This window comes from Achromobacter xylosoxidans, assembly GCF_001457475.1.
Taxonomy (GTDB): domain Bacteria; phylum Pseudomonadota; class Gammaproteobacteria; order Burkholderiales; family Burkholderiaceae_B; genus Achromobacter; species Achromobacter xylosoxidans.
In genome coordinates this window covers 3687930-3713142 of record NZ_LN831029.1, presented here as the reverse complement: position 1 = coordinate 3713142, position 25213 = coordinate 3687930, and the positions used below count along the sequence as shown (strand labels likewise).

Annotated in this window: 26 protein-coding genes; 15 read left to right on the top strand and 11 right to left on the bottom strand. The window is 68.1% G+C overall.

Annotation, left to right across the window (positions count from 1 at the left end):
- The first annotated feature begins 3 nt into the window (after positions 1-3).
- The 5 genes from AT699_RS16630 (at position 4) to AT699_RS16610 (ending at position 4633) form a co-directional block, all read left to right on the top strand.
- Positions 4-729 (top strand): siderophore-interacting protein, encoded by a 726-nt coding sequence (locus AT699_RS16630; RefSeq protein ID WP_024069185.1) that lies wholly within the window; start codon positions 4-6, stop codon positions 727-729.
- A 164-nt stretch (positions 730-893) separates the two neighbouring features.
- Positions 894-1409, top strand: a complete 516-nt coding sequence (locus AT699_RS16625) for a PaaI family thioesterase (RefSeq protein WP_006387115.1) — start codon at positions 894-896, stop codon at positions 1407-1409.
- Positions 1410-1545: 136 nt separating this feature from the next.
- A complete protein-coding gene (locus AT699_RS16620; RefSeq protein WP_024069183.1) occupies positions 1546-2886 on the top strand; it encodes an ATP-binding protein in 1341 nt (446 codons plus the stop codon).
- A gap of 470 nt (positions 2887-3356) precedes the next feature.
- Entirely contained in the window at positions 3357-4124 is a 768-nt protein-coding gene (locus AT699_RS16615; protein ID WP_020928129.1) for a hypothetical protein, read from the top strand.
- A 98-nt stretch (positions 4125-4222) separates the two neighbouring features.
- Complete coding sequence (locus tag AT699_RS16610) at positions 4223-4633, top strand: MerR family transcriptional regulator (RefSeq protein WP_054482710.1); 411 nt, start codon at positions 4223-4225, stop codon at positions 4631-4633.
- Between the two features lie 35 nt (positions 4634-4668).
- On the opposite strand, the gene AT699_RS16605 is transcribed toward AT699_RS16610, so the two are convergent.
- On the bottom strand, positions 4669-5649 hold the full coding sequence (locus tag AT699_RS16605) for a LysR family transcriptional regulator (protein WP_049052541.1): 981 nt from the start codon (positions 5647-5649) through the stop codon (positions 4669-4671).
- A 110-nt stretch (positions 5650-5759) separates the two neighbouring features.
- Between AT699_RS16605 and AT699_RS16600 the strand changes: the two genes are divergently transcribed.
- Positions 5760-6986, top strand: coding sequence for an MFS transporter (locus AT699_RS16600; protein ID WP_024069180.1), 1227 nt, complete (start codon positions 5760-5762; stop codon positions 6984-6986).
- A gap of 14 nt (positions 6987-7000) precedes the next feature.
- Here the strand turns inward: AT699_RS16600 and AT699_RS16595 are convergent, their stop codons facing one another.
- A complete protein-coding gene (locus AT699_RS16595) occupies positions 7001-7900 on the bottom strand; it encodes a LysR substrate-binding domain-containing protein (protein ID WP_024069179.1) in 900 nt (299 codons plus the stop codon).
- A gap of 109 nt (positions 7901-8009) precedes the next feature.
- On the opposite strand from AT699_RS16595, the gene argH reads away from it, so the two are divergent.
- Together argH and AT699_RS16585 are read left to right on the top strand one after the other, a co-directional pair.
- The gene (argH, locus tag AT699_RS16590) at positions 8010-9530 is read left to right on the top strand and encodes an argininosuccinate lyase (RefSeq protein ID WP_024069178.1); all 1521 of its coding nucleotides are present in this window, start codon (positions 8010-8012) and stop codon (positions 9528-9530) included.
- Positions 9531-9579: 49 nt separating this feature from the next.
- Complete coding sequence (locus tag AT699_RS16585) at positions 9580-10557, top strand: Bug family tripartite tricarboxylate transporter substrate binding protein (protein ID WP_024069177.1); 978 nt, start codon at positions 9580-9582, stop codon at positions 10555-10557.
- A 39-nt stretch (positions 10558-10596) separates the two neighbouring features.
- On the opposite strand, the gene AT699_RS16580 is transcribed toward AT699_RS16585, so the two are convergent.
- Positions 10597-11088, bottom strand: a complete 492-nt coding sequence (locus AT699_RS16580) for a GNAT family N-acetyltransferase (RefSeq protein ID WP_024069176.1) — start codon at positions 11086-11088, stop codon at positions 10597-10599.
- A 381-nt stretch (positions 11089-11469) separates the two neighbouring features.
- On the opposite strand from AT699_RS16580, the gene AT699_RS16575 reads away from it, so the two are divergent.
- Entirely contained in the window at positions 11470-12504 is a 1035-nt protein-coding gene (locus AT699_RS16575; RefSeq protein ID WP_049050936.1) for a helix-turn-helix transcriptional regulator, read from the top strand.
- Positions 12505-12623: 119 nt separating this feature from the next.
- Here the strand turns inward: AT699_RS16575 and AT699_RS16570 are convergent, their stop codons facing one another.
- The gene (locus AT699_RS16570) at positions 12624-13031 is read right to left on the bottom strand and encodes a rhodanese-like domain-containing protein (protein ID WP_053498571.1); all 408 of its coding nucleotides are present in this window, start codon (positions 13029-13031) and stop codon (positions 12624-12626) included.
- Between the two features lie 127 nt (positions 13032-13158).
- Here AT699_RS16570 and ftrA point away from each other — a divergent pair, with 127 nt between their 5' ends.
- On the top strand, positions 13159-14121 hold the full coding sequence (ftrA, locus tag AT699_RS16565; protein WP_006387130.1) for a transcriptional regulator FtrA: 963 nt from the start codon (positions 13159-13161) through the stop codon (positions 14119-14121).
- 136 nt (positions 14122-14257) lie between these two features.
- Here ftrA and AT699_RS16560 read toward each other — a convergent pair whose 3' ends face one another.
- On the bottom strand, positions 14258-15148 hold the full coding sequence (locus tag AT699_RS16560) for a LysR family transcriptional regulator (protein WP_024069173.1): 891 nt from the start codon (positions 15146-15148) through the stop codon (positions 14258-14260).
- A 189-nt stretch (positions 15149-15337) separates the two neighbouring features.
- Here AT699_RS16560 and AT699_RS16555 point away from each other — a divergent pair, with 189 nt between their 5' ends.
- On the top strand, positions 15338-16747 hold the full coding sequence (locus AT699_RS16555) for an MFS transporter (protein WP_024069172.1): 1410 nt from the start codon (positions 15338-15340) through the stop codon (positions 16745-16747).
- A gap of 114 nt (positions 16748-16861) precedes the next feature.
- Here the strand turns inward: AT699_RS16555 and AT699_RS16550 are convergent, their stop codons facing one another.
- Entirely contained in the window at positions 16862-17437 is a 576-nt protein-coding gene (locus tag AT699_RS16550; protein WP_024069171.1) for a hypothetical protein, read from the bottom strand.
- Positions 17438-17781: 344 nt separating this feature from the next.
- Here AT699_RS16550 and AT699_RS16545 point away from each other — a divergent pair, with 344 nt between their 5' ends.
- From AT699_RS16545 to AT699_RS16535, 3 genes are read left to right on the top strand one after another with little or no spacing between them, the layout of a single operon-like run.
- Positions 17782-18495 (top strand): gluconate 2-dehydrogenase subunit 3 family protein, encoded by a 714-nt coding sequence (locus tag AT699_RS16545; RefSeq protein WP_024069170.1) that lies wholly within the window; start codon positions 17782-17784, stop codon positions 18493-18495.
- A gap of 3 nt (positions 18496-18498) precedes the next feature.
- Positions 18499-20274 carry a GMC family oxidoreductase gene (locus AT699_RS16540; protein ID WP_006384437.1) on the top strand — a complete coding sequence of 592 codons (1776 nt, stop codon included), beginning with the start codon at positions 18499-18501 and terminating at the stop codon, positions 20272-20274.
- A 10-nt stretch (positions 20275-20284) separates the two neighbouring features.
- Positions 20285-21601: a c-type cytochrome gene (locus AT699_RS16535; RefSeq protein ID WP_020928104.1), complete on the top strand. Its 1317-nt coding sequence runs from the start codon at positions 20285-20287 to the stop codon at positions 21599-21601.
- A 188-nt stretch (positions 21602-21789) separates the two neighbouring features.
- Here the strand turns inward: AT699_RS16535 and AT699_RS16530 are convergent, their stop codons facing one another.
- The 3 genes from AT699_RS16530 to AT699_RS16520 all read right to left on the bottom strand — a co-directional run bounded on the left by AT699_RS16530 (position 21790) and on the right by AT699_RS16520 (position 23545).
- Complete coding sequence (locus tag AT699_RS16530) at positions 21790-22428, bottom strand: TetR/AcrR family transcriptional regulator (protein ID WP_054443981.1); 639 nt, start codon at positions 22426-22428, stop codon at positions 21790-21792.
- Complete coding sequence (locus AT699_RS16525) at positions 22425-22742, bottom strand: DMT family transporter (RefSeq protein ID WP_024069168.1); 318 nt, start codon at positions 22740-22742, stop codon at positions 22425-22427. Before AT699_RS16525 ends, AT699_RS16530 begins: the two co-directional genes overlap by 4 nt.
- Before the next feature lie 65 nt (positions 22743-22807).
- On the bottom strand, positions 22808-23545 hold the full coding sequence (locus AT699_RS16520; protein WP_024069167.1) for an SDR family oxidoreductase: 738 nt from the start codon (positions 23543-23545) through the stop codon (positions 22808-22810).
- A gap of 151 nt (positions 23546-23696) precedes the next feature.
- Between AT699_RS16520 and AT699_RS16515 the strand changes: the two genes are divergently transcribed.
- Positions 23697-24131, top strand: a complete 435-nt coding sequence (locus tag AT699_RS16515) for a YybH family protein (protein ID WP_024069166.1) — start codon at positions 23697-23699, stop codon at positions 24129-24131.
- A 47-nt stretch (positions 24132-24178) separates the two neighbouring features.
- Here AT699_RS16515 and AT699_RS16510 read toward each other — a convergent pair whose 3' ends face one another.
- Both AT699_RS16510 and AT699_RS16505 read right to left on the bottom strand, forming a co-directional pair.
- Positions 24179-24424, bottom strand: a complete 246-nt coding sequence (locus AT699_RS16510; RefSeq protein WP_006384442.1) for a hypothetical protein — start codon at positions 24422-24424, stop codon at positions 24179-24181.
- 93 nt (positions 24425-24517) lie between these two features.
- Positions 24518-25033 (bottom strand): GNAT family N-acetyltransferase, encoded by a 516-nt coding sequence (locus AT699_RS16505; protein WP_024069165.1) that lies wholly within the window; start codon positions 25031-25033, stop codon positions 24518-24520.
- Between the last annotated feature and the right edge of the window lie 180 nt (positions 25034-25213).

The following is a 25213-nucleotide window of genomic DNA, read 5'->3' as shown; positions in this document are numbered from 1 at the left end:
GCCATGACCGATCCGAGGCCGGAGCCAGGCCGGGTCAGCCGCCTGCTGACCCGGCTATTCATGACGCGCGCGCGGGTGGCGCGGGCCGAGACGCCGGCGCTGGGCTTTCGCTTGATCACGCTGGAAAGCCCGGCGTTTCGTGAAGCGTCGTGGCGGCCGGGGCAGAAGGTGCAGATCGCGATGGGTTCGGCGTTCGTGGCCCGCACCTATTCGCGGATCGAATGGGATGCGGTGGCCGGGCGCACGCGGCTGCTGGTGTGCTGCCACGGCGGCGGACCGGGCAGCGCATGGGCGCGGCAGGTGACGCCGGGCGACGAATGCGACGTCTTCGGTCCGCGCGCCTCGCTCGATCCGGGCCGCGTGCAGGGACGTTGCGTGCTGCTTGGCGACGAGACTTCGCTTGGCCTGGCATACGCGATCAGCCGCCACTTTGCCGCCGACGCGCCGCATTGCCTGCTCGAAGTGGCGGCGCTGGCCGAGGCGCGGGCGGTGTCGAGACGGCTCGGGCTGGAGGCGGTCGAACTGTTCGAACGTTGCGGCGACGACGGGCAATTGGACGCGATCGCGCGCCGCCTGCCCGTGCTTGCCGGCGCCGACCGCGGCTACATCCTGACAGGCAGGGCGCCGTCGATCCAGCGGCTGCGCCGGACCTTGGCCGCGCAGGGCGTGCCGGGCGCGCGCATCATGGCCAAGGCCTATTGGGCGCCCGGCAAGCGCGGCCTGGACTGACTGGCGCGGCATGCCGGGCCCGCTCCGGGCGGGGGAAGGCGGCTGGCTGACACGGCGCCGGCGCGGGCCGGCACGTGGACGGTGTCGATGTCACTAGCGTTCAAGACGGCCGCGCACGCATGGCCAATACTCGATCTCCCATCAGGATCGAAGAGGCTTTTTCCATGATCGAGGTCATCCACGCCCATCCGGCGTCGCTTTCGCACGGGCGCCCGGCGCCGGCCGAGGCGCAGCCGGCCTTGCATCCGGACCGGATGCGGCTGCTTGCCCGGCAGTTCGCCGACGAGCCGGCCTATCGCCACGTCGGCCTGTGCCTGGAGGACCTGGCGCGCGGGCGCTGCCAGGCATCGGCCAGGATCGTGCCCGCGCTGCTGCATCACCGCGGCGCGGTGCAGGGCGGCATCGTCGCCATGGTGGCGGATGCCACGGCGGGCTATGCGGCGCTGACGCTGATCGACGGCGGCGCCGGCCAGGAGGGCGACGATATGGCGACGCTGGAATTCAAGACTTCGTTCCTGCTGCCCGCCGCGGGCGATACGATCCGTTGCGTGGCGCAGGTGGTGTCGCACAGCAAGAGCATCGCGTTTTTCGACGCCCAGGTATACGTGGTGGAGCGCGGCGAAACCCGCCTGTGCGCCCAGGCCTCGCTGACCTTCAAGCGACTGCGCCCGCGCCGCTGACGCGCGATGCAGGGCGGGCGGGGGCGCCGTGGGCCCCGGCGCTTTTTCACTTGTTTTCACATATCTCGTACAAAGCGCGGCGGAATGCCGCCGGTTTTGTGCGTAAGCTGCCGGTGCCCGCTCCCCGTCCAACGCCATGCTCAAATTCATCCTGCGTCTCTTTGTCGTGGCCGTCATCAGCCTGACGGCGGCTTTCCAGGTCGTCGACAAGGGACTCGTCACGCTGTTTTCGCCCAGGCTGGACGATCTGGCGGAACGCTCGATACGCGGCCAGGTGCATGCCCTGCACAAAGAGCTGGACCCGGTGGCGCCGCAGGCGCGCGACGCCTTCCTGCGCGAGGAACTGCTGCCGCACTATGGCGCCGACCTGCGCCTGTTGCCCTGGGAGGCGGTGCGCCCGGACGAGCGCGAACGCCAGCAGATGGAGCAGGCCGGCTTCATCATGCGCGATGAATACAACACCTACCTGATCCCGCTGCCGGGCGCGCCGCGGCAATGGCTGGAACTGCGCCTGCCGGGCGACGGCATGCTGGACAAGCTGATGACGTGGGGCGCCTGGACCATGCTGACCCTGATCATGGCGACCGCGTTCCTGTTGCTGTGGGCGCTGCCGGTCTGGCGCGACCTGGACACCTTGCGCAATGCCGCGATCGGCATGGGCCAGGGCGATCTCGGCAGGCGGGTGCGCCTGTCGCGGGTCTCGGGCATCCGCCACGTCGGCGAGAGTTTCAACCACATGGCCGAGCGCATTTCGGCGCTGATCGACAACCAGCGCAGCCTGACCAACGCGGTCTCGCACGAGTTGCGCACGCCGCTGGCGCGGCTGTCGTTCGAGATCGACATCGTCGACCGCGGCAAGCTGCGGTCCCGCCACCGCCAGACTTTCCAGGACATGCGCGCCGACATCGCCGAGCTGGAAAGCATGGTGGGTGAACTGCTGATCTATGCGCGCCTGGAGCAGCCCAATGAAGATGCCATCCAGCTGGACACGGTGGACGCGCGGGACTGGCTGGGCGAAGCGCTGGCCCAGATCGCGCACCAGGCCGAGACGCGGCAAGTGCGTTGCAGCGTGCGCGATGGCCATCCGCCGCATGTGAGCCTGCACCCGCGCAACATGACGCGGGCGTTGTCGAACCTGGTGCAGAACGCCGTGCGCTATGCGCGCGAGCGGGTCGAGGTGGCGCTGTTGCCCACCTGTGACGGCGGATTCGAGTTGATCGTCGACGACGACGGCCCCGGCATCCCGCCCACGGACCGGGAGCGGGTATTCGAACCGTTCATCCGGCTGGACGAAAGCCGCGACCGGGGCACCGGCGGCGCCGGCCTGGGCCTGGCGATCGTGCAGCGCGTGGCGGCCAGCCACGGGGGCAGCATCCGTGTGTGCGACAGCCCGCTGGGCGGCGCCCGTTTCGTCCTGAGGTGGCCGGACACGGCGGGGGCGGGCGACACGGTGCGGACGCTGGCCTGCCACGCGTGAGCGAAGCCGGCTGCGGGAACGAGGCGCCAGGCCTTCAAGCGCGGGCTGGCGCGGCCTGATGACGGTCGTGGACCGCTGACGCGCAGTCCGATTTTGCGACGCGCTTCCTGGTCGTCCCGCGCGGGTCAGGCGCGCCCCGCGCGCAGCCATCGTCCCAATGAAAACCGCGTGTCGTGGCCGCCCGCGCGAGCGGATCGGCTGTCGTTGCCCGTCCACTGCGTGTTCTTGACATCGCCGGGTCGTTCCACATAATCAGGGCGATTCTCGTTGTTATTTGTGGATAGCCTTCGAATGCCAGAATTCATGGCCGCACGGGCGCGGACGTCTGCGGTGCAAACATCTTCGGCGCAAACATCTTCGGTGCCTACATCTTCGATCGTCCCGACGCCTCGGGCCGATTTGCGGGCAAGCCGCGGGCAGGCGGGAGGGGGGAGCTGTTCAACCCCGTTCCTCACTTTCCGGAGCTTTCCATGAAGAAGACCCTATCCCTGGCGATCGCGGCCCTGTGCCTGACCGCCACCGCGCAAGCCCATCAAGTCTGGATCGAGCAGTCCGGCGGCAAGTCCGCCATTGCGCGTTTCGGCGAGTTCGCCGAGAACCTGCGCGAGGCCTCGCCTGGCTACCTGGATGGCTTCGGCAAGATGTCGGCGAGCCTGGTCTCGGCCAAGGGCGAATCGCCGTTGACGGTCACCAAGACCGCCGATGGCTTCACGCTGTCGGGCAAGGCCAGCGGCAACGAGAGCCTGGTGCTGGATAGCCCCATGGACACGTTGCGCAAGTTCAAGCATGGCGGTGAATCGATCAATGCCTGGTTCCACATGAGCGCGCGCTATGTCGCCAACCCGTCCGCCGCGGTGGCGCCCAAGCTGACGCTGGATATCGTGCCAACCGGCCAGGCAGGTGAATTCCAGGTGGTGCTGAAAGGCCAGCCCTTGCCCAAGGCCAAGCTGGTCGCGATGGTGGATTCCGGTTGGGAAAAAACGGCCTACACTGACGCGCAAGGCAAGGCGCGCTTCGACCTGCCGTGGAAGGCGCAATACGTCCTGCGCACCATGCATATCGACAAGACGCCGGGCGAGCGGCAGGGCGCCAAGGGGGCCGAGCCTTACGATGCCGTCGGCTACGTGGCAACCCTGACCTTCGTCAAGCCTGATGGCGTCATGCCGCTGCCCGCCGGCCCGGTGGTGCCGCCCAACAAGCTGCCCGCGGCAGCGCCGGCGTCCGCGCCCGCCAAGTAGGGCTGGCCGTCGGTCCGGCGCCGCCAGGCGCGGCCCGGACCGTATCGCGGCGGTCGCCCGCCGCGATCCCATTGATCGTTACCGAGAAGGACAAGGACATGAATATCGGGGAACTGGCCAAGCGCACCGGACTGACCCCGTCGCGTATCCGCTTCTATGAAAGCGCGGGGCTGCTGCAGACGGTGGCCCGCCGGCCCAACGGCTACCGCACGTTTTCTCCCGAGGCGATGCTGGCGCTGGAACTGATCACCACCGCGCAGCAGGTCGGTTTCAGCCTGGACGAGATCCGCGTGCTGCTGCCGGCCTCGGGCGACGACTGGAATCATGACGCGCTGCTGGCCGCCCTGCGGCGCAAGGTGGGCGAGATCGAATCGCTGGAGGCGCGGCTGGCCCGTAGCAAGGCCCAACTGATGGGCCTGATGCGGGATGTCGAATCCCGGCCCGAGGATGCCGATAACATGTCCGACGCCCGGCGCGTGCTGTCGCGCGTGCTGAGCAAGCTGGACTAGTGCGCTGTGCGAGGCGCTTTCAGCGCGCCCAGGCGCTAGGCCACGGGACCGGCGACGTCCGGTGGTTGGCGCGGCCGGCCCGCCTCGATATCGAAATCGCGCGTCAACGCCGCGCCGGCATCGGCGAAGCGCGCCACCAGGAAGTCCAGCAACCGCCGCACCCGCGGCGCCATGTAGCGGGTGCCGTGGAATACGGCATGCACGCCATCCTCGCTTACCCGATAGTCGGGCAGCAGCACCTTCAGGCGCCCGGCGCGCAGGTCGTCGGCTGCATCCCAGATGGTCTTGCGCGCAATGCCATGGCCGGCGATGGCCCATTGGCGCGCCAGCGCGCCGTCGTTGGTTTCCCACGCGCGCTCCAGCGGCACTGTGAAGCTGGCCGCGGTTTCGTTCTTGATGAAATGGAACTGGTTGAGCGGACCGGCGGCGGTGACCAGCACGATGAAATCGTGCCGCGCCAGGTCTTCGGGCGTGCGCGGCGCGCCACGCCGGGCGATGTAGTCGGGCGAGGCGCACAGCACTCGCCAGTTGGGGGCGAGATGGCGCGCGACCAGGGCGCCATCCTGCGGCCGTCCGAAGCGGATCGCCAGGTCGATGTCGTCGTGCAGCAGGTTCGACAGCGAGTCCGACAGCGTCAGCGCGATCTTCAGGTCAGGGTGCGCCGCGCTGAATTCTTCCAGCCAGTCTTTCAGCAGGTTGCGGCCGAAGTCGGCCGATGCCGAGATCCGCAGCTTGCCGCGCACGGCCTGCTGGCCCGCCTGCAGCGCGGCCTCGGCATCGTCGATGGCGCGTAGCGCGATCTCGCAATGCGCCAGGTAGACACGGCCTTCCTCGGTCAGGCGCAACTGCCGGGTGCTGCGGTGAAACAGCCTGGCGCGCAGCGCGGATTCCAGCTTGATCAGCCGCGCGCTGGCCGCCGCGGCCGACAGCCCCAGCTTGCGGCCGGCCGCCGACAGGCTGCCTGCCGCCGCCGTTTCCACGAAAAGTCGCATGTCGCCCAACCTGTCGGTCGCCATTTGAAATCCAGATTTGAAGATCATTCAAATTCTAGGCTAATTATCAAATTTGATGGTTAGCTCCAGACTGTCGCGTCTTTCATATGCAAGGAGCGCGACTCATGAGTGAGATGTCCGGATCGGCGGCGTTGGAGGGCAGCACCGCCAACCCTGCCACAGCCACCCCCACTACCGCGCGGCTGCCGCTGGCGGGCCTGTTGGCCCTGACGATGTGCAGCTTCATCGCGACCGCCAACGAAAGCGTGCCCGCCGGCCTGTTGCCGCAGATGGCGCGCGACTTCGGCGTGTCGCAGGGCTGGGCGGGGCAGTTGGCGACCCTGTGCGCGCTGGGTTCGGGCCTGGCGGCGATTCCGCTGACCATCGCCATGCGCGGCTGGCGGCGGCGCGCCGCCTTGCTGCTGGCGGTGGGCGGGTTCCTGCTGTGCAACGCCATTACCGCGTGGTCGCCGTACTACGCGCTGACACTGGGCGCGCGCTTCATGGCGGGCATTGCGACGGGGCTGGCGTGGAGCCTGCTGGCGGGCTATGCGCGGCGCATGGTGGCGCCGGCCTTGCAGGGGCGCGCGATGGCGGTGGCGATGGTGGGGATTCCCCTGGCGCTGGCGCTGGGCGTGCCATTGAGCGCCTGGCTCGGCGCCCTGGCGGGATGGCGCGCGGTCTTTGGCGTGTTGTCGGGGATGAGCCTGGCGCTGATGTTGTGGGTGGCGCGGCGCGTGCCCGACTATCCCGGCCAGGCGGCGGCGCGGCGGACGCCGATGCGCCAGGTATGGCGCACGCCGGGCGTGCGGCCGGTGCTGGCCGTGATCCTGGCGTGGATCCTGGCGCACTACACGCTGTACACCTATATCGCGCCGCTGATGGCCGCGTTCGGACTGGCGGCGCGGGTCGATGCGGTCTTGCTGGTGTTCGGGGTGGCGTCATTGGGCGGCATCTGGATGACCGGCATGCTGGTCGATCGCGGACTGCGTCCGCTGGTGCTGGCCAGCCTGGCGCTGTTTGCGCTGGTGGCGCTGGCCCTGGGGCACGGCGCAACGTCGACGGGCGCGGTGTTTGCCGCCATTGCATTGTGGGGGCTGAGCTTCGGCGGCGCGCCGACGCTGCTGCAGACTGCCCTGGCGGACGCCGCGGGCGACGGGGCCGACGTGGCGCAATCGATGTTGGTGACGGTGTTCAACCTGGCGTTCGCCGCCGGCGGCGCGATCGGCGGCGTGGTGCTGGAGACGGCCGGGGCGCCAGCCTTGCCGCGCACCATCGTGGTGTTGCTGGTGGTCGCGCTGGCCGTGGCCTGGCGAGCGCGCCACCATGGATTCGTGGCGGGCCGGCGGCGCGCGGCCTGACGCCGCCGGCCGTGTCAGGCCGCCGTGGCCGGCCGACCCAGCGCGGCGAAGGTGTCGCGCACGCAGTCGGCCATGCGCCGCGCCAGCGTGTTGACGGGGAAATGGTCGGAGGTGACGGCGTAGCTGTGGAATTCGACCTTTTCCGAAAAGCGGATTTCGCGCAGGTTGGCGATGCCCAGCGCGCGCGGCACCACCGGGTTGACGATGGAAACGCCCAGGCCCTTGGCGACCATGCCGCAGATGGTCGTGGCGTAGGGCGTTTCGATAGACAGCACGCGGGTGTCGTCGGGAAAGTGGCGGTCGATGGCGGCGCGGTTGAAGCTGCCGGCGGGCAGCGAGATGAAGTTCTCGTCGCGAAAGTCCGCGGGCGCCAATCGCCTCTTGCCTGCCAGCCTGTGGCCGCGCGGCACGATACCCACGCCATGGGCGGTGTTGATGCGCTCGTAGCGCAGGCCGGGCAGGTCGGTATGCAGCGAGCAGAAGCCGATGTCGCAGACGCCGGTGGCCAGCCATTTGGCGACCACGTCGGAGCCCCCGGTGTTGACCACCACGGGGATGTCCGAGAACTTCTGGCGGAACAGCACGATGGCGTCCGGCAGCACGCACTGCGTGATGGAGCCCACCGCGCCAACCCGCAACAGGCCGGTGCCGCGGCGGCGGATGGAGCTGGCGCTGTCGTTGAGCGATTCCAGGCCGATGAAGGCGCGTTCGACGTCGGCGTAGAAAGCCTCGGCCTCGGGCGTGGGAATGATGCGGGTGCCGACCCGTTGGAACAACACGAAGCCCAGCGCTTTTTCCAGTAGCGCGATCCAGCGGCTGACGTTCGGCTGCGAGGTGTGCAGCAGTCCGGCCGCGGTGGTCATGGAGCGCGTCATCATGACCGCGCGGAAGGCTTCGACTTGCTTGAAATTCATGATTCAAATCATATCAGTTTTGTATGATAAGTCGTAAATATCTGATTTGACGTATGAATTGGCCCGGCGGGAGACTACGGTTTTCAGCCCTTGCATCCCCCGGACCGATATGGAATCCAAAGTCAGCGCCCGCCTCAAGCAACCCCTGGCCAAAGAGGTGCTCCAGCATATTTTCCTGCCGCGATTGAACCGCGAGTTCTTCGCCAACTTCGAGATGCTCACCCAGGTCAACCTGGCGCACCTGTTGATGCTGCGCGAGCAGGGCATCCTCGATCACGACGCCGCGCAGCGCCTGGCGCGGGCGCTGCTCAAGATGCAGGCCGACGGTCCGCACGCGGTGGAACTGGACCCGGCGCGCGAGGAAGCGTATTTCAACTACGAGGCGCACCTGATCAAGGCCGTTGGCCAGGAACTGGGCGGCCGCCTGCACACCGCGCGCAGCCGCAATGACATCGGCGCCACCATCGACCGCATGCGGGCGCGCGATTTCGCCGCCCGCATCGGCGCGGCGCTGATCGGCGTGGCGCGCGCCGCGCTGGCCCGGGCCGAACGCTATGCCGACTGGGTCATGCCGGGCTACACCCACATGCAGGCGGCGCAGCCCATCACCTACGGCTATTACCTGTCGGCGCTGGTCGATGCCTGGTCGCGCGATATCGGCCGGCTGGCGCATGCGCTGGAAACGGCGGACGCCTCGCCGCTGGGGGCCTGCGCGCTGGCGGGCACGTCGTTTCCGATCGACCGCGCCGCCACCAGCGCCATGCTCGGTTTCAGCGCGCCGCTGGCCAATGCGCTGGACGGGGTGGCGTCGCGCGACTTCGCGCTGGAGCTGAGCGCGACGCTGTCGATCATGATGGTCACCTGCAGCCGCATGGTGCAGGATTTCTATATCTGGTCCACGCCCGAGTTCGGCTACCTGTCGTTTCCGGACAGCATCGCCAGCACCTCCAGCATCATGCCGCAGAAGAAGAACCCGGCGGTGCTGGAATACCTGCGCGGCAAGACCGGGCACCTGATCGGCCTGACCGGCGCGGCGCTGTCCACGGTCAAGTCCACGCATTTCACCCACTCCGGCGACAGCAGCCGCGAAAGCACCCGTACCTGCTGGGAAGCGTGCGAGGAGGCGCTCAAGGCGCTGGAACTGATGCAGCTGCTGGTGGAGCAGGTCGAGCCGGACCGCGCGCGCATGGCGGCGCGCGCGGCGGACGATTTCTCGACCGTGACCGATCTGGCGGACCTGCTGGTGCGCAAGGCCGGCATGTCGTTCCGCGACGCGCACCACGTCATCGGCGCGGTGGTGCGGCAGGCCCTGGAGCAGGGGCTGCCGGCGCGCGCCATCACGCCGCCGATGATCTCGGCCGCGGCGCGGGAACAACTGGGCCGACCGGTGGCGCTGGCGGCCGACGACGTCGCCGCCTGCCTCGATCCGGTGCGCAACGTGGCCGCGCGCCTGTCGCTCGGCGGGCCGGCGCCACAATCGGTGCGCACGCATCTGCGGGAGCAGCAGACCCTGCTGGACCTGCGCCAGGCCGCCATCGACGCCGCGCGCCAGCGTAGCGCCGCGGCGCACGCCGCGCTGCAGCGCCGCGTGGCGGCCCTGGTCGATACCGAAACCGGCGCGGCAGCCTGAGACGCCGCGCCCATCACGCCGTATAAATCAAACCAAGGGGAATACCGATATGTTCAAGGCAATGCCGAAATTCGCCGTGGCGCTGGCCGCGGCCCTCTTTGCCAGCCCAGGCGCGCAGGCCGCGCAGGACTATCCAGGCAAGCCGATCACGATGGTGGTGCCGTTCGCGCCGGGCGGCACCGTCAACCTGATGGGGCGCCTGCTGGCCAACCGCATGTCCGAGGCGCTGGGGCAGACGGTGATCGTCGAGAACAAGCCCGGAGGCGGTGGCAGTATCGGCGCCAACTTCGTGGCCAAGGCGGCGCCGGACGGCTACACGCTGCTGCTGGCGACGATGGGGCAGCAGTCGATCCTGCCGCTGATATCGAAGAACCTGCCGTACAACGCCGACAAGGACTTCGCGCCGGTGGCGCTGTTCTCGACGGTGCCCAATGTGCTGGCGGTGTCCAGGGACGCGCCGGCCAGGACCGTGGCCGAGCTGGTGGCCTATGGCAAGGCCAATCCCGGCAAGCTGAACATGGCGTCCGCCGGCATCGGTTCGGTCAACCACCTGACCGGCGAGCTGTTCATGTTCCGCTCGGGCGCGCGCTTCGAGCACGTGCCGTATCGCGGCGCCGGACCGGCCACGTCGGACCTGCTGTCGGGACAGGTGCAGGTGCTGTTCGCCAACCTGCCCAATGTGCTGCCGTACGTGAAGTCGGGGCAGGTGCGGGTGCTGGCGGTGGCCAGCGACAAGCGCAGCGATGCCATCGCCGATATCCCGACCCTGGCCGAGGCCGGGGTCAAGGACGCGGTGGTGGAGTCCTGGTACGGGGTGATGGCGCCGGCAGGGACCGATCCGCAGGTGCTGCGCAAGTTGCAGGACACGATACTGGCCATCGCCAACGACAAAACGCTGGTGGGGCAGCTGGCCGAGCAGGGCGCGGTGCCGTATCCGGGCACGAGCGAGGACCTGGCCAGGTTGTCGGCCGAGGAAACCCGGCGCTGGAAGCAGATCATCGACAGCGCCAGGATCCAGCTGGATTGAGGCTTGGGCGGCCAAGGGGGGCGGGCGCCGCCCCGGCCGCTACAGCGCCATCACCATTTCGTGCCAGGCCATGCCGCCATGGTCGGACGGCGACGGCCGCACGTAGCGGTAGCCGAGCTTGCGGTACAGCTCGACGTGGCGTTCCTTGCACATCAGGTGGATGGTCTGCTTGCCCTGGCGGCGGCAGTCGTCGATGAAGCGGTGCATCAAGCGCGCGGCATGGCCCTTGCCCTGGTGCACCGGATCGACCACCACCGACATGATCACCACGTTGGGCGCGGCCGGGTCATGGCCGACCAATTCCTTGAAGGCCTCGTCCGACATGACCACGTCGTGGGCGCAGCCGCTGTTGATGAAGCCGACGATGGCGCCATCCTCCTCCAGCAGCAGGAAGCCCTGCGGATACTCGGCGATGCGGGTGGCGATCTTGGCGTGGGTGGCGGCCTCGTCGCCTTCGTAGGCGGTGCTTTCGATCGCGAAGCAGCGATCGGTGTCGGCCAGGGTGGGGGAACGGAAAGTCAGGGAAGGCATGGCGGAACGACAGCGGGGGATGACAGCGAAGCCGGTATGGTAGCTGTTCCGCGCGCGCCACACGGGTATTCCCGGGGACCGCGCCGGACCGGCCGGGCATCCCGGGAACCCCGGCGTGAAAAAAATGCGCATTCCCCGCGAAGGGGAATGCGCCAAGTCGCTGTGCGGCGCCGTGCCGGCCGGGCCGGCGCGGCGCCCCGCTTGCTTGCGGTACTTCGGCCCGAGTCCGCGTACGTCTTGCGGAATCTCCTGGCAAGCTTAGATACTGTTAGTCTCGTGGCTATACCGCGCGTCTCAGTTTTGCCGGAGTCTGCCGGTTATTTACTTTTTGTCATACTTGACGCGTCCTCGTCCGGGCCACTCGCGCGGCAACCTGCAAGCATGAACCCAAGTGCTTATCCGGCCGGCCAACCGCCGCGCATGCCTCCCGCCATCGCCCACCATCATTTCGATGTGGCGGCGCAGGCCCCCGAACGCCGCCTGCTGGCATGGCGCGACCAGGTCGGGCACGTGGTCGACGTGCTGCCCGACCGCGACGCGCTGCGCCAGCCTTTCAACGCGTCCATCGATCGCTATCGCATCGGCCGGCTGATGTTCACCGATTGCCGTTCCGACGCCCTGCGGCTGGAACGTTCGCTGGTGCGCATTTCACGCGACAACATCCGCGACTTCGCCTTCCATGTGTTCCTGGAAGGCGGGGTGGACGACGTGACGCTGCGCAACGCGCCGCGCCCGCCGGATGCGCGCGGCGCGGCGCGGGTGCTGGCGGTGGACCTGGGCCAGCCGGTGCGGCTGTGGCGCCACGCCTGTCGCATGCTGACCTTTTTCGTGCCGGCGGAATTGGTGCAGGAGGTGTTTCCCGATCCGCAGGCGATCCACGGCCGCACGCTGCACGATGGCATGCCGCTGCTGCCGCTGGCGATCGGCCAGGTGGCGGCGCTGGGCCAAACGATGCGCGGCCTGGACGCGCGGCAAGCGCAGGCCGACATCATCACCTGCGTGCGGCTGCTGTTGGCCGCCTTCGGCAAGGACGCGCGCCTGGCTGGCAATGCGCGCGCGGCGGGGCGGGCGGCCATGGTCGCGGAGGTCCGGCGCTACGTGCAGGCCAATCTGCACCAGGCCGGGCTGACGCCGGAATCGGTGATCCAGGCGCTGCGCCTGCCGCGTCCCACGGTGTACCGCCTGTTCCAGCACGAAGGCGGGCTGGGGGCTTACATCCGCCAGCTGCGCCTGCGCCTGGCCGCCGAGGAACTGGCGCGCTACCCGCACCTGACGGTGATGGAAATCGCCTATGGGCTGGGGTTCGGCAGCGCATCGGACTTTGCCCGCGCGTTCCGCCGCGCCTACGACATGCCGCCGCAGGAATTCCGCGAACAGTCATGGCGCTGGCCCGGGCGGGCCGTCCCGCGCGCCTAGCCGCGGCGCGGCGTCAGGCCGCGCACACCTGCCGCACGCATTCGCGCAGCCAGCGTTTTTTTGGGGTTCCTGAGCGTGTCATGCTGACGAACACCTGGTTGCGTGCCCTCGGTGCGATCTCAATCCTCATTCGCGGACAAGTTGAAGCCTTCGTCCAGCCATCCTGTAATCCCTCCGATCATGATCTTCACCGGTCGCCCCAGTTGAGCGAGGCGCAAGGCCCCACGTGTCGCGCCGTTACAGTGCGGGCCGGCGCAATACGTGACGAAGAGGGCGTCGGCCGGATAGTCCACCAGCTTCGATTCGACAATCTTGCCGTGAGGCAGATTGATCGCGCCCGGCACATGGCCCTGCGAGAACAGGGCTGGACCCCGCACGTCGAGCAGGATAAAGCCGGGCGTGCCACTTGCGAGCGCGCTGGCGACGTCGGAGCAATCAGTTTCGAACTGAAGCGCAGCGCGGAAGTGGGAGAGTGCGGCGGCGGGGGCGGCGGCGGGGATGGCGGTGACAGCGTTGGTAGTCGACATTTTGATTAAGCCTGAGTGGATCGTCGGATGAAAATCGCCTGGGAAAAGGAATCCAGGAAATGCATTCTGGCGTCCACGGACCGTCCCGATAAGTGGCGCAATAGACAAGGTTCGGTAATATTGCGCCATGAAAAATCATCTCGTCGTTGCCCTCGCTTACGATCGGCTGTGCACTTTCGAGTTCGGGTGCGTGACTGAGCTGTTCGCGCTAGAACGCCCTGAGCTCGGTGTGGATTGGTACCGTTTCGCCGTTTGCGCGATCGAGCCCGGCCCGCTGCGGGCCGCGGGTGGAATCATGGTCGCCGCACCCTATTCGCTCAAAATGCTCGACATTGCGGACACGATCGTGGTGCCCGGGTGGCGCGATGCTGACGAATTGCCGCCCGAGCCGCTGCTGAAACGGCTTCGAAAGGCTCATCGGAGCGGGGCGCGGCTTTGTTCGATCTGTTCCGGCGTGTTCGTGCTGGCTGCCGCGGGTGTGCTGGACGGGAAGACGGTGACTACCCACTGGCGATATGCCGATATGCTGCGGCAGCGTTACCCGCAAGTGCGCGTCGAGCCAGATGCGCTATATGTCGACGAAGGCCAGGTCATTACCTCGGCTGGTTCCGCGGCCGGGCTGGATATGTTGCTTTATCTGGTGCGCAGGGATTATGGCGCGGCCGTGGCTAATCGGGTCGCGCAGCGACTTGTGGTAGCGCCGCATCGGGAGGGCGGACAGGCGCAGTTCGTGCCTCGCCCCGTGCCGCACGACGAGAGCGGGCGCCTGACAAAGTTGATGGACTGGATGCGTCAGCATTCCGCCTTGCCGCACACGTTGCGCTCGCTCGCGGAACGCGCGGCGATGAGTCCGCGCACACTGCAACGGCAATTCCATGACGCTACCGGCATGGCACCCTACGAATGGCTCGTGCGGGAGCGCGTGGCAGCAGCCCGTGAAATGCTGGAAGCGCAGACTCCCTTGCCAATCGGCCGCATTGCCGAATTGGCAGGTTTCGGCTCGGAAGAGTCGCTGCGCAGGCACTTCCGGCGTATCGCGCTGACGAGTCCTACCGCCTACCGGGCAAAGTTCGGTCAGAGCGCGAGGTGATGCGGGCTCCGGCTGAAACGCCATTGTTTTGAACGGATCACTTTTCAGCGGTTTGCCTTCAAGTGCAAAGCGGCCGCGTGGCAAGGGTGGGTAGATTGAGGGCGGCGATGCGCGAGCGCCTAGCCGCGGCGCGGCGTCAGGCCGCGCACACCTGCCGCACGCATTCGCGCAGCCAGCGGTGAGCGGGGTCGGCATCCATGCGCGGATGCCACAGCATCGAGACGGTGAGGGCCGGCACCTCGACCGGCAGCGCGAAGCTGTGCATTCCGGCCCGCAGGTTGCCGGTATGGCGCTCGGGCACGCTGGCGATCAGGTCGGAACCGCGCGCCAGCGACAGGGCGTCGGAAAACCCGGCGACGATCACGGCGATCTCGCGCGCCAGGCCGAGCGCGCGCAGCCCCTCGTCGATCGGGCCTTTGTCGAGCCCGCGGCGCGAGACCAGCACGTGTTGGCCGGCGGCGTAGCGCGCCGCCGTGACCTTGCCACGGGCCAGCGGATGGCCGGCGCGCACCACGCCGATGAAGCGGTCGCGAAACAGCGCCCGGGTGCGGATCTCGGGACTGCTGGCGGCGCCGATCACGCCCGTCTCCAGGTCCACGCTGCCATCGCGCAGCGGCGCGCTGTCCTTGTCGGGTTTCTGCACGAAGCGCAGCCGCACGCCGGGCGCTTCGCGCTGCGCGAGCGCGATCAGCGCCGGGCCGAAATACTCCACGAAGCCATCGCTGGTGCGCAGCGTGAAGTGGCGCGACAGCCGCGACGGGTCGAGCAGTTCGGCCGGACGCAGCACGCCTTGCGCCTCCTGCACCAGCCGGCTCACCTGTTCGCGCAGTTCCTGGGCGCGCGGCGTCGGCACCAGGCCGCGGCCGGCGCGCACCAGCAGCGGGTCGCCGGTGGTGTCGCGCAGGCGCGCCAGCGCCCGGCTCATTGCCGACGGGCTCAGGTGCAGGCGGCGCGCGGCGCGGGCGACGTTGCACTCGGTCAGCAGGACGTCGAGCGTGAGCAGCAGGTTCAGGTCGGGACGGGACATGGCGCGAACATAGCACGGCGTTGCCGTGAGATGGCGTCTGGTGCATGGATAAAGTGCAAATGCTGCGCCTTCCGCCATGGTCGATGCCGGCATACGCTGGCGGCAATCGGGGCAGGATCGGGCCGCCGCTGCGCCTTGGGGCGCAGGGCGCCGACCGCGTCGCCCCGCGTTTTTCTTTCACGGATCTCCATGTCTCAAGTTCTTTCGAATTCGGCGCCGGCCGCGGCCGCCGGCCAGCGCGCCGCCTGGGGCCTGGCCGGCCTGGCGCTGTCGATGCTGCTGTCCTCGCTGGGTACCAGCAGTGCCAATGTCGCCCTGCCGACGCTGGCCCGCGCGTGGGACGCTCCGTTCGCGCAGGTGCAATGGATTGTGCTGGCCTATCTCCTGGCGATCACTTCCTGCGTGGTGGGCGCGGGCCGCCTGGGCGACATTGCGGGCCGGCGACGGCTGCTGCTGGGCGGGATCGTGGTGTTCGTGCTGGCATCGGCCGGCTGTGGCCTGGCCGCCACGCTCGGTCAACTGGTGGCGGCGCGCGCAGCGCAGGGCGTGGGCGCGGCGCTCATGATGGCGTTGACCATGGCGTTCGTGAGCGATCTGGCGCCCAGGAATCGAACAGGCAGCGCCATGGGACTGCTGGGCACGATGTCGGCGGTGGGCACGGCGCTGGGGCCGACGTTGGGCGGCGCCTTGATCGCCGGGCCTGGCTGGCGCGCGATTTTCCTGGTGAACGCGCCGCTCGGTCTGGCGGCGCTGGCGCTGGCCTATCGCTGCCTGCCGGCCGATCCGCCACGCGGGGGCCGCGCCGCGCGCTTCGACCTCACCGGCACGGTAGTGCTGGCGATGGCGCTGGCGGCCTATGCGTTGGCCATGACGCCGGGGCGGGGTCACTTCGGCGCGTTCAATGCCGGCCTGCTGCTGGCCGCCGCGCTGGGCGCATGGCTGTTCCTGCGGGTCGAGGCGCGCGCGGCGGCGCCGCTGCTGCGTCCGGCGTTGTTGCGCCAGCCGGGCCTGGCGGCGGGATTGGCGACGAACGCGCTGGTCTCCACGGTGATGATGGCCACCCTGGTGGTGGGGCCGTTCTACCTGGCGCGAGCGCTGGGACTGGATGCGGCCGCAACCGGGCTGGCGATGTCGGCCGGACCGCTGGTGAGCGCACTGAGCGGCGTGCCGGCGGGACGCCTGGTCGACCGTCGTGGCGCGGGACGCGTGGCGCGCGCGGGCCTGGCGGCGCTTGCGTTGGGCGCGGCGCTGCTGGCGGCGGCGCCCACCTCGTTGGGACTGGCGGGGTATATCGCGCCCATCGTCCTGCTGACCGCGGGCTATGCGCTGTTCCAGGCGGCCAACAATACCGCCATCATGGGCGCCATCGACGCCGGCCAACGCGGGTTGGTGGCGGGCATGCTGAACCTGTCGCGCAACCTGGGGCTGGTCACGGGGGCCTCGCTCATGGGAGCGGTGTTTGCCCTGGGCACGGGCGCGCCGGACCTGTCGACCGCCGCGCCGGCCGCAGTCGCACGGGGAATGGCGGTGGCGTTCGGCGTGGCGGCGCTGTTGGGGGCAGGCGCGTGGCTGATCGCCCAACGCCACCGCGCCCACTGAAGCGCGGGCGGCGTCAGGGGCTGTCGGCGCGTTCCGGCCTGGCAGATATCGCGGGCGCGCGTGGCGTCGACGCGGTCGTGGACGTGGCCATCAGTGCCTCTGGCAAGCGCCGCGCTAGGCCGCGCCCGTCACGCGCAGTATCCACCACGCCAGTCCCACCGCCACGGCGACCAACACGATGCGGCGCAGCCCGCCAGCGCCGCGCGGCACCGCGCCGGGAGCGGGCGCATCCAAGGCGTGCGGGGCGGGCCCGTTGGCGGGCGCCGCGCTGCGCACATCCGGAATATCCGTTTCCATGATGAATGCCGGCTTGTCGGCCGGTCTTGGCGCCCCCGTTCCCGCCAAGCCGCCGATGTCCACGCCGGCATCCCGTAGCGCGTCCCACAGGCCGCTGTCGTTCAGCCCGGTGCGCAGGGCTTCGATGCGTTCCCGGTCGGCCTGTGGCACCGCGTCCAGACTGTCGTAGCGACGGCCGTTCAGCGTGACCACGCCGTCCTTGATTTCGACCCGGTAGGGGCCGTCGGCATCATCGCCGACGTAACTCCATTGCTCGCTGACTCGCGTCCGGGCGCCGTTGCCAGCGTGGCGCAATGCGTCCATGGCGTCGCCCGCGTCGGCCGACGTGCCGCCCGACATCGACCAGCTGTGGGTGGTGGTCGAGCTGCGCCAGGTTTTGCTCTTTTCCGTCATCGAATCGTTTCCATGAGTAACGTTTGTTATTGGACCGGGCGGGGCCCCCCGTGGCCGCAGGTTGACTGCGCACTATACAGATGCAGGGCAGTCCTGAATTCGTCTGACAGTGTCCTTAATGCAAAAGTAAATCCCAAGTCAAGAAAATCGATCTGATATGGTCTTTGGAGCAGATCAGATGGGCTGAAAAGCGCATAATGAGGGCCCGTCCCTTTGTAGGACGGGTCTGCTTTTCTGTCACCAAGAAGAGCGCGTTGTCACCAGGGCGCGGCCCGGCAGTTCGTGTTTCCAGGGGTTCATGTTCGGCTGTGCCAGGACAACTTGGAATTCTCACGGAGATGTCTATGACACAAGACGCAAAGCCGCGCAGGCGGTTTCTGCAGGCGTTGGCCATCGTGCCGGCCTCGACACTGGCGGTGGGCGTGGCCGCCACGGGCTGTACCAACGCCGCCGACGGCGGCGCGGCGCGCGCGGCCAAGGCCTACGAGCCCACCTACTTCACCAAGCCCGAATGGGACTTCATCGTGGCCGCGGTCGATCACCTGATCCCCGCGGACCAGTACGGCCCCGGCGCGATCGAGGCCGGCGTGCCCGAGTTCATCGACCGCCAGATGGAGACGCCTTACGGCCACGGCAAGCTCTGGTACATGCAGGGGCCGTTCCATCCCGACGTGGCGCCGGAACTGGGCTACCAGCTGAACCAGAACCCGCGCGAGGTCTACCGCCACGGCATCGAGGCCTGTGACGCCTGGTGCACGAAGACCCACGGCAAGCGCTACGCCGAACTGGACAAGCCGATGCAGGAACAGATCCTGAAGGACCTGCAGGCCGGCAAGATCGAGTTCGATACCGTTCCCGCCAGGACCTTCTTCAGCTTCCTGCTGGCCAACACCAAGGAAGGCTTCTTCGCCGACCCGATGTACGGCGGCAACAAGAACATGGTGGGCTGGAAGATGGTGGGTTTCCCGGGCGCGCGCGGCGACTACATGGACTGGGCCGACCAGCCCAACGTCAAGTATCCCTACGGGCCCGTGTCGATCTCCGGGGAAAAGGGGTAAGCGATGGCGATCAAGAAAGACAAAGTGGATGCGGTGCTGGTGGGCTTTGGCTGGACCGGCGCCATCATGGGCCAGGAACTGACCGAGGCCGGCCTGCACGTGCTGGCGCTGGAACGCGGCGCCATGCAGGACACGCCCAAGGAGGCGGAATATCCCAAGGTGCTCGACGAGCTGGCGTACTCCGTGCGCGGCAAGCTGTTCCAGGACCTGTCCAAGGAGACCGTGACGATACGGCATGGCGTCGACGACGTGGCCGTGCCGTACCGCCAGAATGGCTCGTTCCTCCTGGGCACCGGCGTGGGCGGCGCGGGCTTTCACTGGAACGGCATGCACTACCGCGTGCTGCCCGAGGAACTGGAACTGCGCACCCGCTACGAAACGCGCTACGGCAAGAGTTTCATCCCCGAGGGCATGACCATCCAGGACTTCGGCGTTACCTACGACGAGCTGGAACCGTACTTCACCAAGTTCGAATACGTCTGCGGCACCTCGGGCAAGGCCGGCAACCTCAACGGCCAGATCGTCGAGGGCGGCAACCCGCTGGAAGGCAAGCGCAGCAAGGAATTCCCGCTGCCGCCCTTGGCCACCACCTACGGCGCCCAGCTGTTCGACAAGGCCGCGCGCGAAGTGGGCTTCCATCCGTATCCGGCGCCCGCGGCCAACGCGTCGGGGCCCTACACCAACCCGTACGGCGTGCGCCTGGGCCCCTGTAATTTCTGCGGGTTCTGCGAGAACTACGGCTGCTACATGTATTCGAAGGCCTCGCCGCAGACGACCATCCTGCCGGTGCTGCTGAAAAAGCCCAATTTCGAACTGCGCACCCATTCGCACGTCATCAAGGTCAACCTCGATTCGACCGGCAAGAAGGCGGTCGGCGTGACCTACATCGACGCCCAGGGCCGCGAGGTCGAACAGCCCGCCGACCTGGTGATCCTGTCGGCCTACCAGATGCACAACGTGCGCCTGCTGCTGCTGTCCGGCATCGGCAAGCCCTACGATCCCAAGACCAACGAAGGCGTGGTCGGCAAGAACTACGCCTACCAGATGAACGGCGCGGTCAACGTGCTGCTGCCCAAGGGCACCCAGCTCAACCCGTTCGTGGGCACCGGCGCCGGCGGCGTCGGCATGGACGATCTGAACGGCGACCAGTTCGACCACGGCCCGCTCGGCTTTCTTGGCGGGGCCAGCATCCGCCACGTGCGCTACGGTGGCCGTCCCATCAAGATGACGCCCACCACGCCGGGCACGCCCACCTGGGGCACGGCCTGGAAGGCCGGCGTGCAGGACGCCTACCAGCGCTTCATGACCATCGGCATTTCCGGCTCGGTGATGTCGTACCGCGACGCCTACCTGTCGCTGGACCCGACCTACAAGGACAGCTTCGGCCAGCCGCTGCTGCGCATGACGTTCGACTGGCACGACAACGAATTCGACATGCTCGGCCACATGGGCAACAAGATGGAGGAAGTGGCCAAGGCCATGAAACCCGAGAAGCACTTCGTCGCCGTGCGCAAGAAGGGCGCGCGCTACGACACCCGCGTCTACCAGAGCACGCACAACACGGGCGGCGCCATCATGGGCTCCAACCCCAGGGAAAGCGTGGTCAACAAGTACCTGCAAAGCTGGGACGTGCCCAACGTGTTCGTGATGGGGGCCTGCGCCTTTCCGCAGAACATGGGCTACAACCCGACCGGCCTGGTGGGCGCCCTGGCGTTCTGGTCCGCGCAAGCGATCCGCGACCAGTACCTGAAGAATCCCGGTCCGCTGGTCCAGGCGTAAGGAGTCGACAATGATGAAGAAAGCCATTGTTGCCGCGCTCTCCGTCCTGGCCGCGGGCAGCGCCTGGGCCGCCGACGGCACCCCGGCCGCGGCCGATGCCCAGTTGATCAAGCAGGGCGAGTACCTGTCGCGCGCCGGCGACTGCATCGCCTGCCATACCGCCAAGGACGGCAAGCCCTTCGCCGGCGGCCTGGGCATCGAGTCGCCGCTGGGCACGATCTATTCCACCAACATCACGCCCGACAAGGACACGGGCATCGGCAACTACACGCTGGAGGACTTCGACCGCGCCGTGCGCCATGGCGTGGCCAAGGACGGCCACTCGCTGTATCCAGCGATGCCGTACACCGCCTACGCCAAGGTCACGCCGGATGACGTCAAGGCCCTGTACGCCTACTTCATGCACGGCGTCGAGCCGGTCAAGCAGGCCAACAAGGACACCGACATCACCTGGCCGCTGTCGATGCGCTGGCCGCTGGGCGTGTGGCGCTGGATGTTCGCGCCGGACGTCGCCACGGCCCCGGTCAGCGCCACGCCCGCCAACGACGCCGATAAGCAGGCGCTGCTGCGCGGCCAGTACCTGGTCGAAGGCCTGGGCCATTGCAGCACCTGCCACACGCCGCGCGGCTTCGCCCTGCAGGAAAAGGCCTTGACCGACGCCGACGGCTCGGCCTTCCTTTCCGGCGGCGTGGTCGAGGGCTGGCTCGCCAAGAACCTGCGCGGCGACATGGCCGACGGGCTGGGCAGCTGGAGCAAGGAAGACATCGCCGCCTTCCTGAAATCCGGCCGCAACGGCCATTCGGCCGCGTTCGGCGGCATGGCGCAGGTGGTGCAGGACAGCACCCAGCACCTGAGCGACGCCGACGTCAACGCCATCGCGGTGTATCTCAAGAGCCTGCCGCCGGTGAACAAGGACGCCACCAGGCCGCTCGCGTACAACGACACCGTGGCGCAGGCCCTGCGCACCGGCAAGGACACCAGCGATGGCGCCATGACGTTCCTGAACAACTGCGCGGCCTGCCACCGCAGCACAGGCAAGGGCTACGCGGAGACCTTCCCGCAGCTGGCCCTGAGTTCGACCGTGAATTCGGCCGATCCCGCCTCGCTGATCCACATCGTGCTCAAGGGCGCGCAGATGCCGGGCACGACGGCGGCGCCGACCGCGTACGCGATGCCGGGCTTCGACTGGCGCCTGACGGACAAGGAAGTCGCCGACGTGGTGACCTTCGTGCGTGCCAGCTGGGGCAACCAGGGCGCGGCAGTCAGCGCGTCCGACGTGGCAAAGGTGCGCAAGGACGTGGGGGCGGCGAAGGCGCCGGTGAGGTAGGCGCTTTGCCAGCGGGCGCATGCCTGCGCGGTCCCGGATCCGCCCGCTTTGCCGGGCGGATTTTTCTTGGGGGGCTGTCGAAAGTGTTCGACTCCTATCGGCCCCAAGGCCGGGCAGGGGGCGCCGGATTGTGGCGTGGATGGCCGTGCAGCCGTCGTCTGCGCGGCGCCCGCGATGGCCTGCCGCCGCTAGCCGGCAGGCCAGGCGAGCATCGCGGCATCGATGATCTGGTTGAGCTTGTCCACGCCGGCGCCGTCGCGCGCCTGGATCGACAGCCCTTCGAGAACGGTGGTGTAGAAGGCGGCAAGCTGCGCGATGTCCGCCGTGGCGGTCAGGTCGCCCTGCGCGATGCCTTGGGCAAGGCGCTCGCGCAGCAGCGTTTCGCCATGCAATCGGTTGCTTGCCAGAAACGCGCGCACGCTTTCGTTCTCGGGAGCGCCCAGCAGCGATGACAGCACGATCATGCAACCGCGCGGACCGTCCTGGACGACGTAGGCCCGGGCGTTCGCCCGCAGCATGGTTTCGACCGCCTCGCGCGCGGTAGGGGCGTTGGCCAGGCTGTGCGAGGTGGCGCGGCCCTCGAGGCGGTCGTAGAGTTCGACCGCTTCCCGGAAAATCTCTTCCTTGCAGCCGAAGGTTGCATAGAGACTGGGTTTGTTGACCCCCATGGCGGCGACCAGGTCCTGGATCGAGGTGCCTTCATAGCCTTGCGTCCAGAAGGTCCGCATGGCCGCGAGCAGGGCGTTGTCCCTGTCGAAGGCCCGGGGGCGCCCGATCCTTGGCGCGGGAGCCGATTTCGCCGATTTTTTCCTGTCGCCAGCATTCATGATTCAACCATCCGCAGACCCGCCACACCCATTCCGATCAAGGCCAGGCAAAGCAGCTTGGCCGGTGACATGGCTTCGCCGAGCACCCATGTTCCAAAGGCTGCCACGCCGAAGGCGCCGATGCCCACCCAGACCGCATACGCCGTACCGACCGGCAGATGCCTGAGCGCCAGGCCAAGCAGCACAAGGCTCAGCATGGCAACACTGACACCGATCAGGCTCGGCCAGAACCGGGTCAGCCCATCGGCCCGCTTGAGCGCCAGCGCCCACACGATTTCGAGCAGGCCTGCCAGAACCAGGAGTGCCCAAGCCATCGAAAGCCTCGCTTCTTTCTGATTGTCAGTGTATCCGTGGCGGCCAGCCGCGTGCGGCGCCCGGCCTATGCCGTGAAGCCGCCGTCGATGGCGAGCGATGATCCGGTGATGAACTGGCTCTCGGCCGACGCAAGATAGGCGACCGCGGCCGCGATCTCCGCCGGCCGGGCATAGCGCTTGACCGCCATGAGCGCCAGTTCGGCGGACGCCGCCGGCCCGTCGGCCGGGTTCATATCGGTATCGGTCGAGCCCGGATCGACGATGTTCACCGTGATGCCGCGCTCGCCCACCTCGCGCGCGAGTCCCTTGGTGAAGCCGATCAGCGCGGATTTGCTCATCGCGTACAGCGTCACGCCGCCGTAGGGCACGCGCTGCGCGAAGCACGAGCCGATGGAGATGATGCGTCCGCCGGAACCCATATGCGCCAGCGCCGCCTGCGAAGCCACGAAGACCGCGCGCGCGTGGATCGCCAAGGTGTCGTCGATCTCTTGCAGCGTGGCGTCCTCGATCGGGCCTGAAGGGAACACGCCGGCGCTGTTGACGAGAATGTCCAGCCGGCCCAGTTCCCGGGCGGTATGGTCCACCGCCGCCCGGACCGCGGCCGGATCGCGGCTGTCCGCCTTGATGCCCAGGACCCGCGCGCCGCTCGCGCCAAGTTCACGCGCCAGTTCGTTGGCGGCGCTGTCCGAGCTGGCGTAGGTGAAGGCCACCGCGGCGCCCCGTTGCGCCAGGCCGCGGACGATGGCCGCGCCGATGCCGCGCGTGCCGCCGGTGACGAGGGCGGCCTTGCCGTTGAATTCCATGTCGATAGTTTATTTTGTACCGATCGGTTAAAATGCTATGCGAACGGGAATTGCGCGTCAAGAAGCGCGGACAATGGTGTCAAAGCGACTATGGTGTGGGATGACGCCCCCGCATCGGCAAGCACTGACCCCAACCCCATCAAGGATTCCTATGCCCGGACTGGAACGCCCCGAAGACGCGCCCATCGCGTTTGAAGCCGCCTGGAACAACCACGACATGCAAGCGCTTGGAACGCTGTTCCATGCGGATGCGACGTTCGTGAATCGCTTTGGCCATTACGTGCGCGGCGTCAATGAGATCGTCAAGCTGCACGCGCCGATCCACCAGACCATCTATCGCGATTCCACGCTGCGCAACGAGTTGATCGACGTGACCGCAATCGGCGGCGAGGCGGCGATCATCCATTTCTGGAGCCGCCTGTCGGCCGGTGCCGCGCATCCCGCGGGCCGCCACGTCGTCGACACGCTGATTCTGGCCGTGCTGACGCGACAGGGCGACGGGTGGCGGATCAAGGCGCTGGAAAACGTCACCCTGACGAATCCACGCACGGGCGAAGCCGTGTTGAGGGACAGCCCGCCGGCTTGATCCGGCGGCGGGCGAGGGCGAGTGGCCGGTTGCCGCGCAGCGGCTGCTCAGTTGCGGTTGATCCAGTCCTGCGTATCCTGGATGAACCAGGGCAGATTCAACTTTTCCCCCTCGCCGGACTGGATGCTCAAGCGCTGGTCCGGCGAGCTGGTCGCGCCCCGCATGGAGGGGGAGGGGCGGCTGCGGTAGTCGAGATCGGTGGCCTGGCGCGGCGGGTTGTCGGCGCAGGCGGTGATCGACGCGCAAGCGAGCATGGCCAGGAGAGGGCGCAGCACTGATCGAGAAGTCTTCATGGTGTTCGGATTCCTGCTGGCGGCACACGGTGGCATGCCGGGGCAATCGGGATTTCTACCCTGAACCTTACTCCCGATCGCGGGCTTTCCGCGCTAGAGCGGCCGGACATAGCGCCGCGCCCGCGCCTCGATGCCGCCGATGCGGTCGATCTCGCTGCCGGTGTATTGCCAGCCCTGGCGTTCATAGAAGGCGATGGCGCGGGTATTGCCTTCCAGCGCGTAAAGGTACAGGCGCGCGGCGCCACGGGCGCGGGCCCAGGCCTCGGCGCGCGCCACCATCAGCTTGCCGGCGCCGGTGCCCTGGTAGGGCGGCAGGACGTGCAGATTGTCGAGCAGGACTTCGCCGGGATGGTCGTGTTCCTGCTGCACGCAGACGAAGCCGATCGGCTCCCCGTCCTGTTCGGCGATGAATACGGCCCGGGCGTCGAGGTTGGATTCCCGCATCCTGTCCTGCCAGTGCACCATGCGGTCGTCGGCCAGTCCGGCGTCCAGGAATCCGTCGGGCAGCAGGCCGCGGTAGGTGGCGGCCCAACTGGCCGCATGCATGGCGGCGATGGCGTCGGCGTCCCGGGCGGTTGCCTGGCGCAGGGTGACGGGGTGGTCGGACATCGGGATTCCTTGGCGCGCCCGGCCGCGACGGCGCTGGCGCGGCAGCGGTCGGGGCGCGATCGGTTTGACAGGTCGGGCGGGCTCGCGCATGATCGACGCATGAACCGCCCGTCGCTTTCGTTCGCCCTGATTATTACCACCATTCGGAACATGGTGGGTTAGCGCGCGTCGGATCATCGC

Excerpts from the sequence above, each read along its gene's own strand:
- AT699_RS16630 (WP_024069185.1), top strand. The coding sequence starts at position 4 with ATGACCGATCCGAGGCCGGAGCCAGGCCGGGTCAGCCGCCTGCTGACC.
- AT699_RS16625 (WP_006387115.1), top strand. The coding sequence starts at position 894 with ATGATCGAGGTCATCCACGCCCATCCGGCGTCGCTTTCGCACGGGCGC.
- AT699_RS16620 (WP_024069183.1), top strand. The coding sequence starts at position 1,546 with ATGCTCAAATTCATCCTGCGTCTCTTTGTCGTGGCCGTCATCAGCCTG.
- AT699_RS16615 (WP_020928129.1), top strand. The coding sequence starts at position 3,357 with ATGAAGAAGACCCTATCCCTGGCGATCGCGGCCCTGTGCCTGACCGCC.
- AT699_RS16610 (WP_054482710.1), top strand. The coding sequence starts at position 4,223 with ATGAATATCGGGGAACTGGCCAAGCGCACCGGACTGACCCCGTCGCGT.
- AT699_RS16605 (WP_049052541.1), bottom strand. The coding sequence starts at position 5,649 with ATGGCGACCGACAGGTTGGGCGACATGCGACTTTTCGTGGAAACGGCG.
- AT699_RS16600 (WP_024069180.1), top strand. The coding sequence starts at position 5,760 with ATGTCCGGATCGGCGGCGTTGGAGGGCAGCACCGCCAACCCTGCCACA.
- AT699_RS16595 (WP_024069179.1), bottom strand. The coding sequence starts at position 7,900 with ATGAATTTCAAGCAAGTCGAAGCCTTCCGCGCGGTCATGATGACGCGC.
- argH (WP_024069178.1), top strand. The coding sequence starts at position 8,010 with ATGGAATCCAAAGTCAGCGCCCGCCTCAAGCAACCCCTGGCCAAAGAG.
- AT699_RS16585 (WP_024069177.1), top strand. The coding sequence starts at position 9,580 with ATGTTCAAGGCAATGCCGAAATTCGCCGTGGCGCTGGCCGCGGCCCTC.
- AT699_RS16580 (WP_024069176.1), bottom strand. The coding sequence starts at position 11,088 with ATGCCTTCCCTGACTTTCCGTTCCCCCACCCTGGCCGACACCGATCGC.
- AT699_RS16575 (WP_049050936.1), top strand. The coding sequence starts at position 11,470 with ATGAACCCAAGTGCTTATCCGGCCGGCCAACCGCCGCGCATGCCTCCC.
- AT699_RS16570 (WP_053498571.1), bottom strand. The coding sequence starts at position 13,031 with ATGTCGACTACCAACGCTGTCACCGCCATCCCCGCCGCCGCCCCCGCC.
- ftrA (WP_006387130.1), top strand. The coding sequence starts at position 13,159 with ATGAAAAATCATCTCGTCGTTGCCCTCGCTTACGATCGGCTGTGCACT.
- AT699_RS16560 (WP_024069173.1), bottom strand. The coding sequence starts at position 15,148 with ATGTCCCGTCCCGACCTGAACCTGCTGCTCACGCTCGACGTCCTGCTG.
- AT699_RS16555 (WP_024069172.1), top strand. The coding sequence starts at position 15,338 with ATGTCTCAAGTTCTTTCGAATTCGGCGCCGGCCGCGGCCGCCGGCCAG.
- AT699_RS16550 (WP_024069171.1), bottom strand. The coding sequence starts at position 17,437 with ATGACGGAAAAGAGCAAAACCTGGCGCAGCTCGACCACCACCCACAGC.
- AT699_RS16545 (WP_024069170.1), top strand. The coding sequence starts at position 17,782 with ATGACACAAGACGCAAAGCCGCGCAGGCGGTTTCTGCAGGCGTTGGCC.
- AT699_RS16540 (WP_006384437.1), top strand. The coding sequence starts at position 18,499 with ATGGCGATCAAGAAAGACAAAGTGGATGCGGTGCTGGTGGGCTTTGGC.
- AT699_RS16535 (WP_020928104.1), top strand. The coding sequence starts at position 20,285 with ATGATGAAGAAAGCCATTGTTGCCGCGCTCTCCGTCCTGGCCGCGGGC.
- AT699_RS16530 (WP_054443981.1), bottom strand. The coding sequence starts at position 22,428 with ATGAATGCTGGCGACAGGAAAAAATCGGCGAAATCGGCTCCCGCGCCA.
- AT699_RS16525 (WP_024069168.1), bottom strand. The coding sequence starts at position 22,742 with ATGGCTTGGGCACTCCTGGTTCTGGCAGGCCTGCTCGAAATCGTGTGG.
- AT699_RS16520 (WP_024069167.1), bottom strand. The coding sequence starts at position 23,545 with ATGGAATTCAACGGCAAGGCCGCCCTCGTCACCGGCGGCACGCGCGGC.
- AT699_RS16515 (WP_024069166.1), top strand. The coding sequence starts at position 23,697 with ATGCCCGGACTGGAACGCCCCGAAGACGCGCCCATCGCGTTTGAAGCC.
- AT699_RS16510 (WP_006384442.1), bottom strand. The coding sequence starts at position 24,424 with ATGAAGACTTCTCGATCAGTGCTGCGCCCTCTCCTGGCCATGCTCGCT.
- AT699_RS16505 (WP_024069165.1), bottom strand. The coding sequence starts at position 25,033 with ATGTCCGACCACCCCGTCACCCTGCGCCAGGCAACCGCCCGGGACGCC.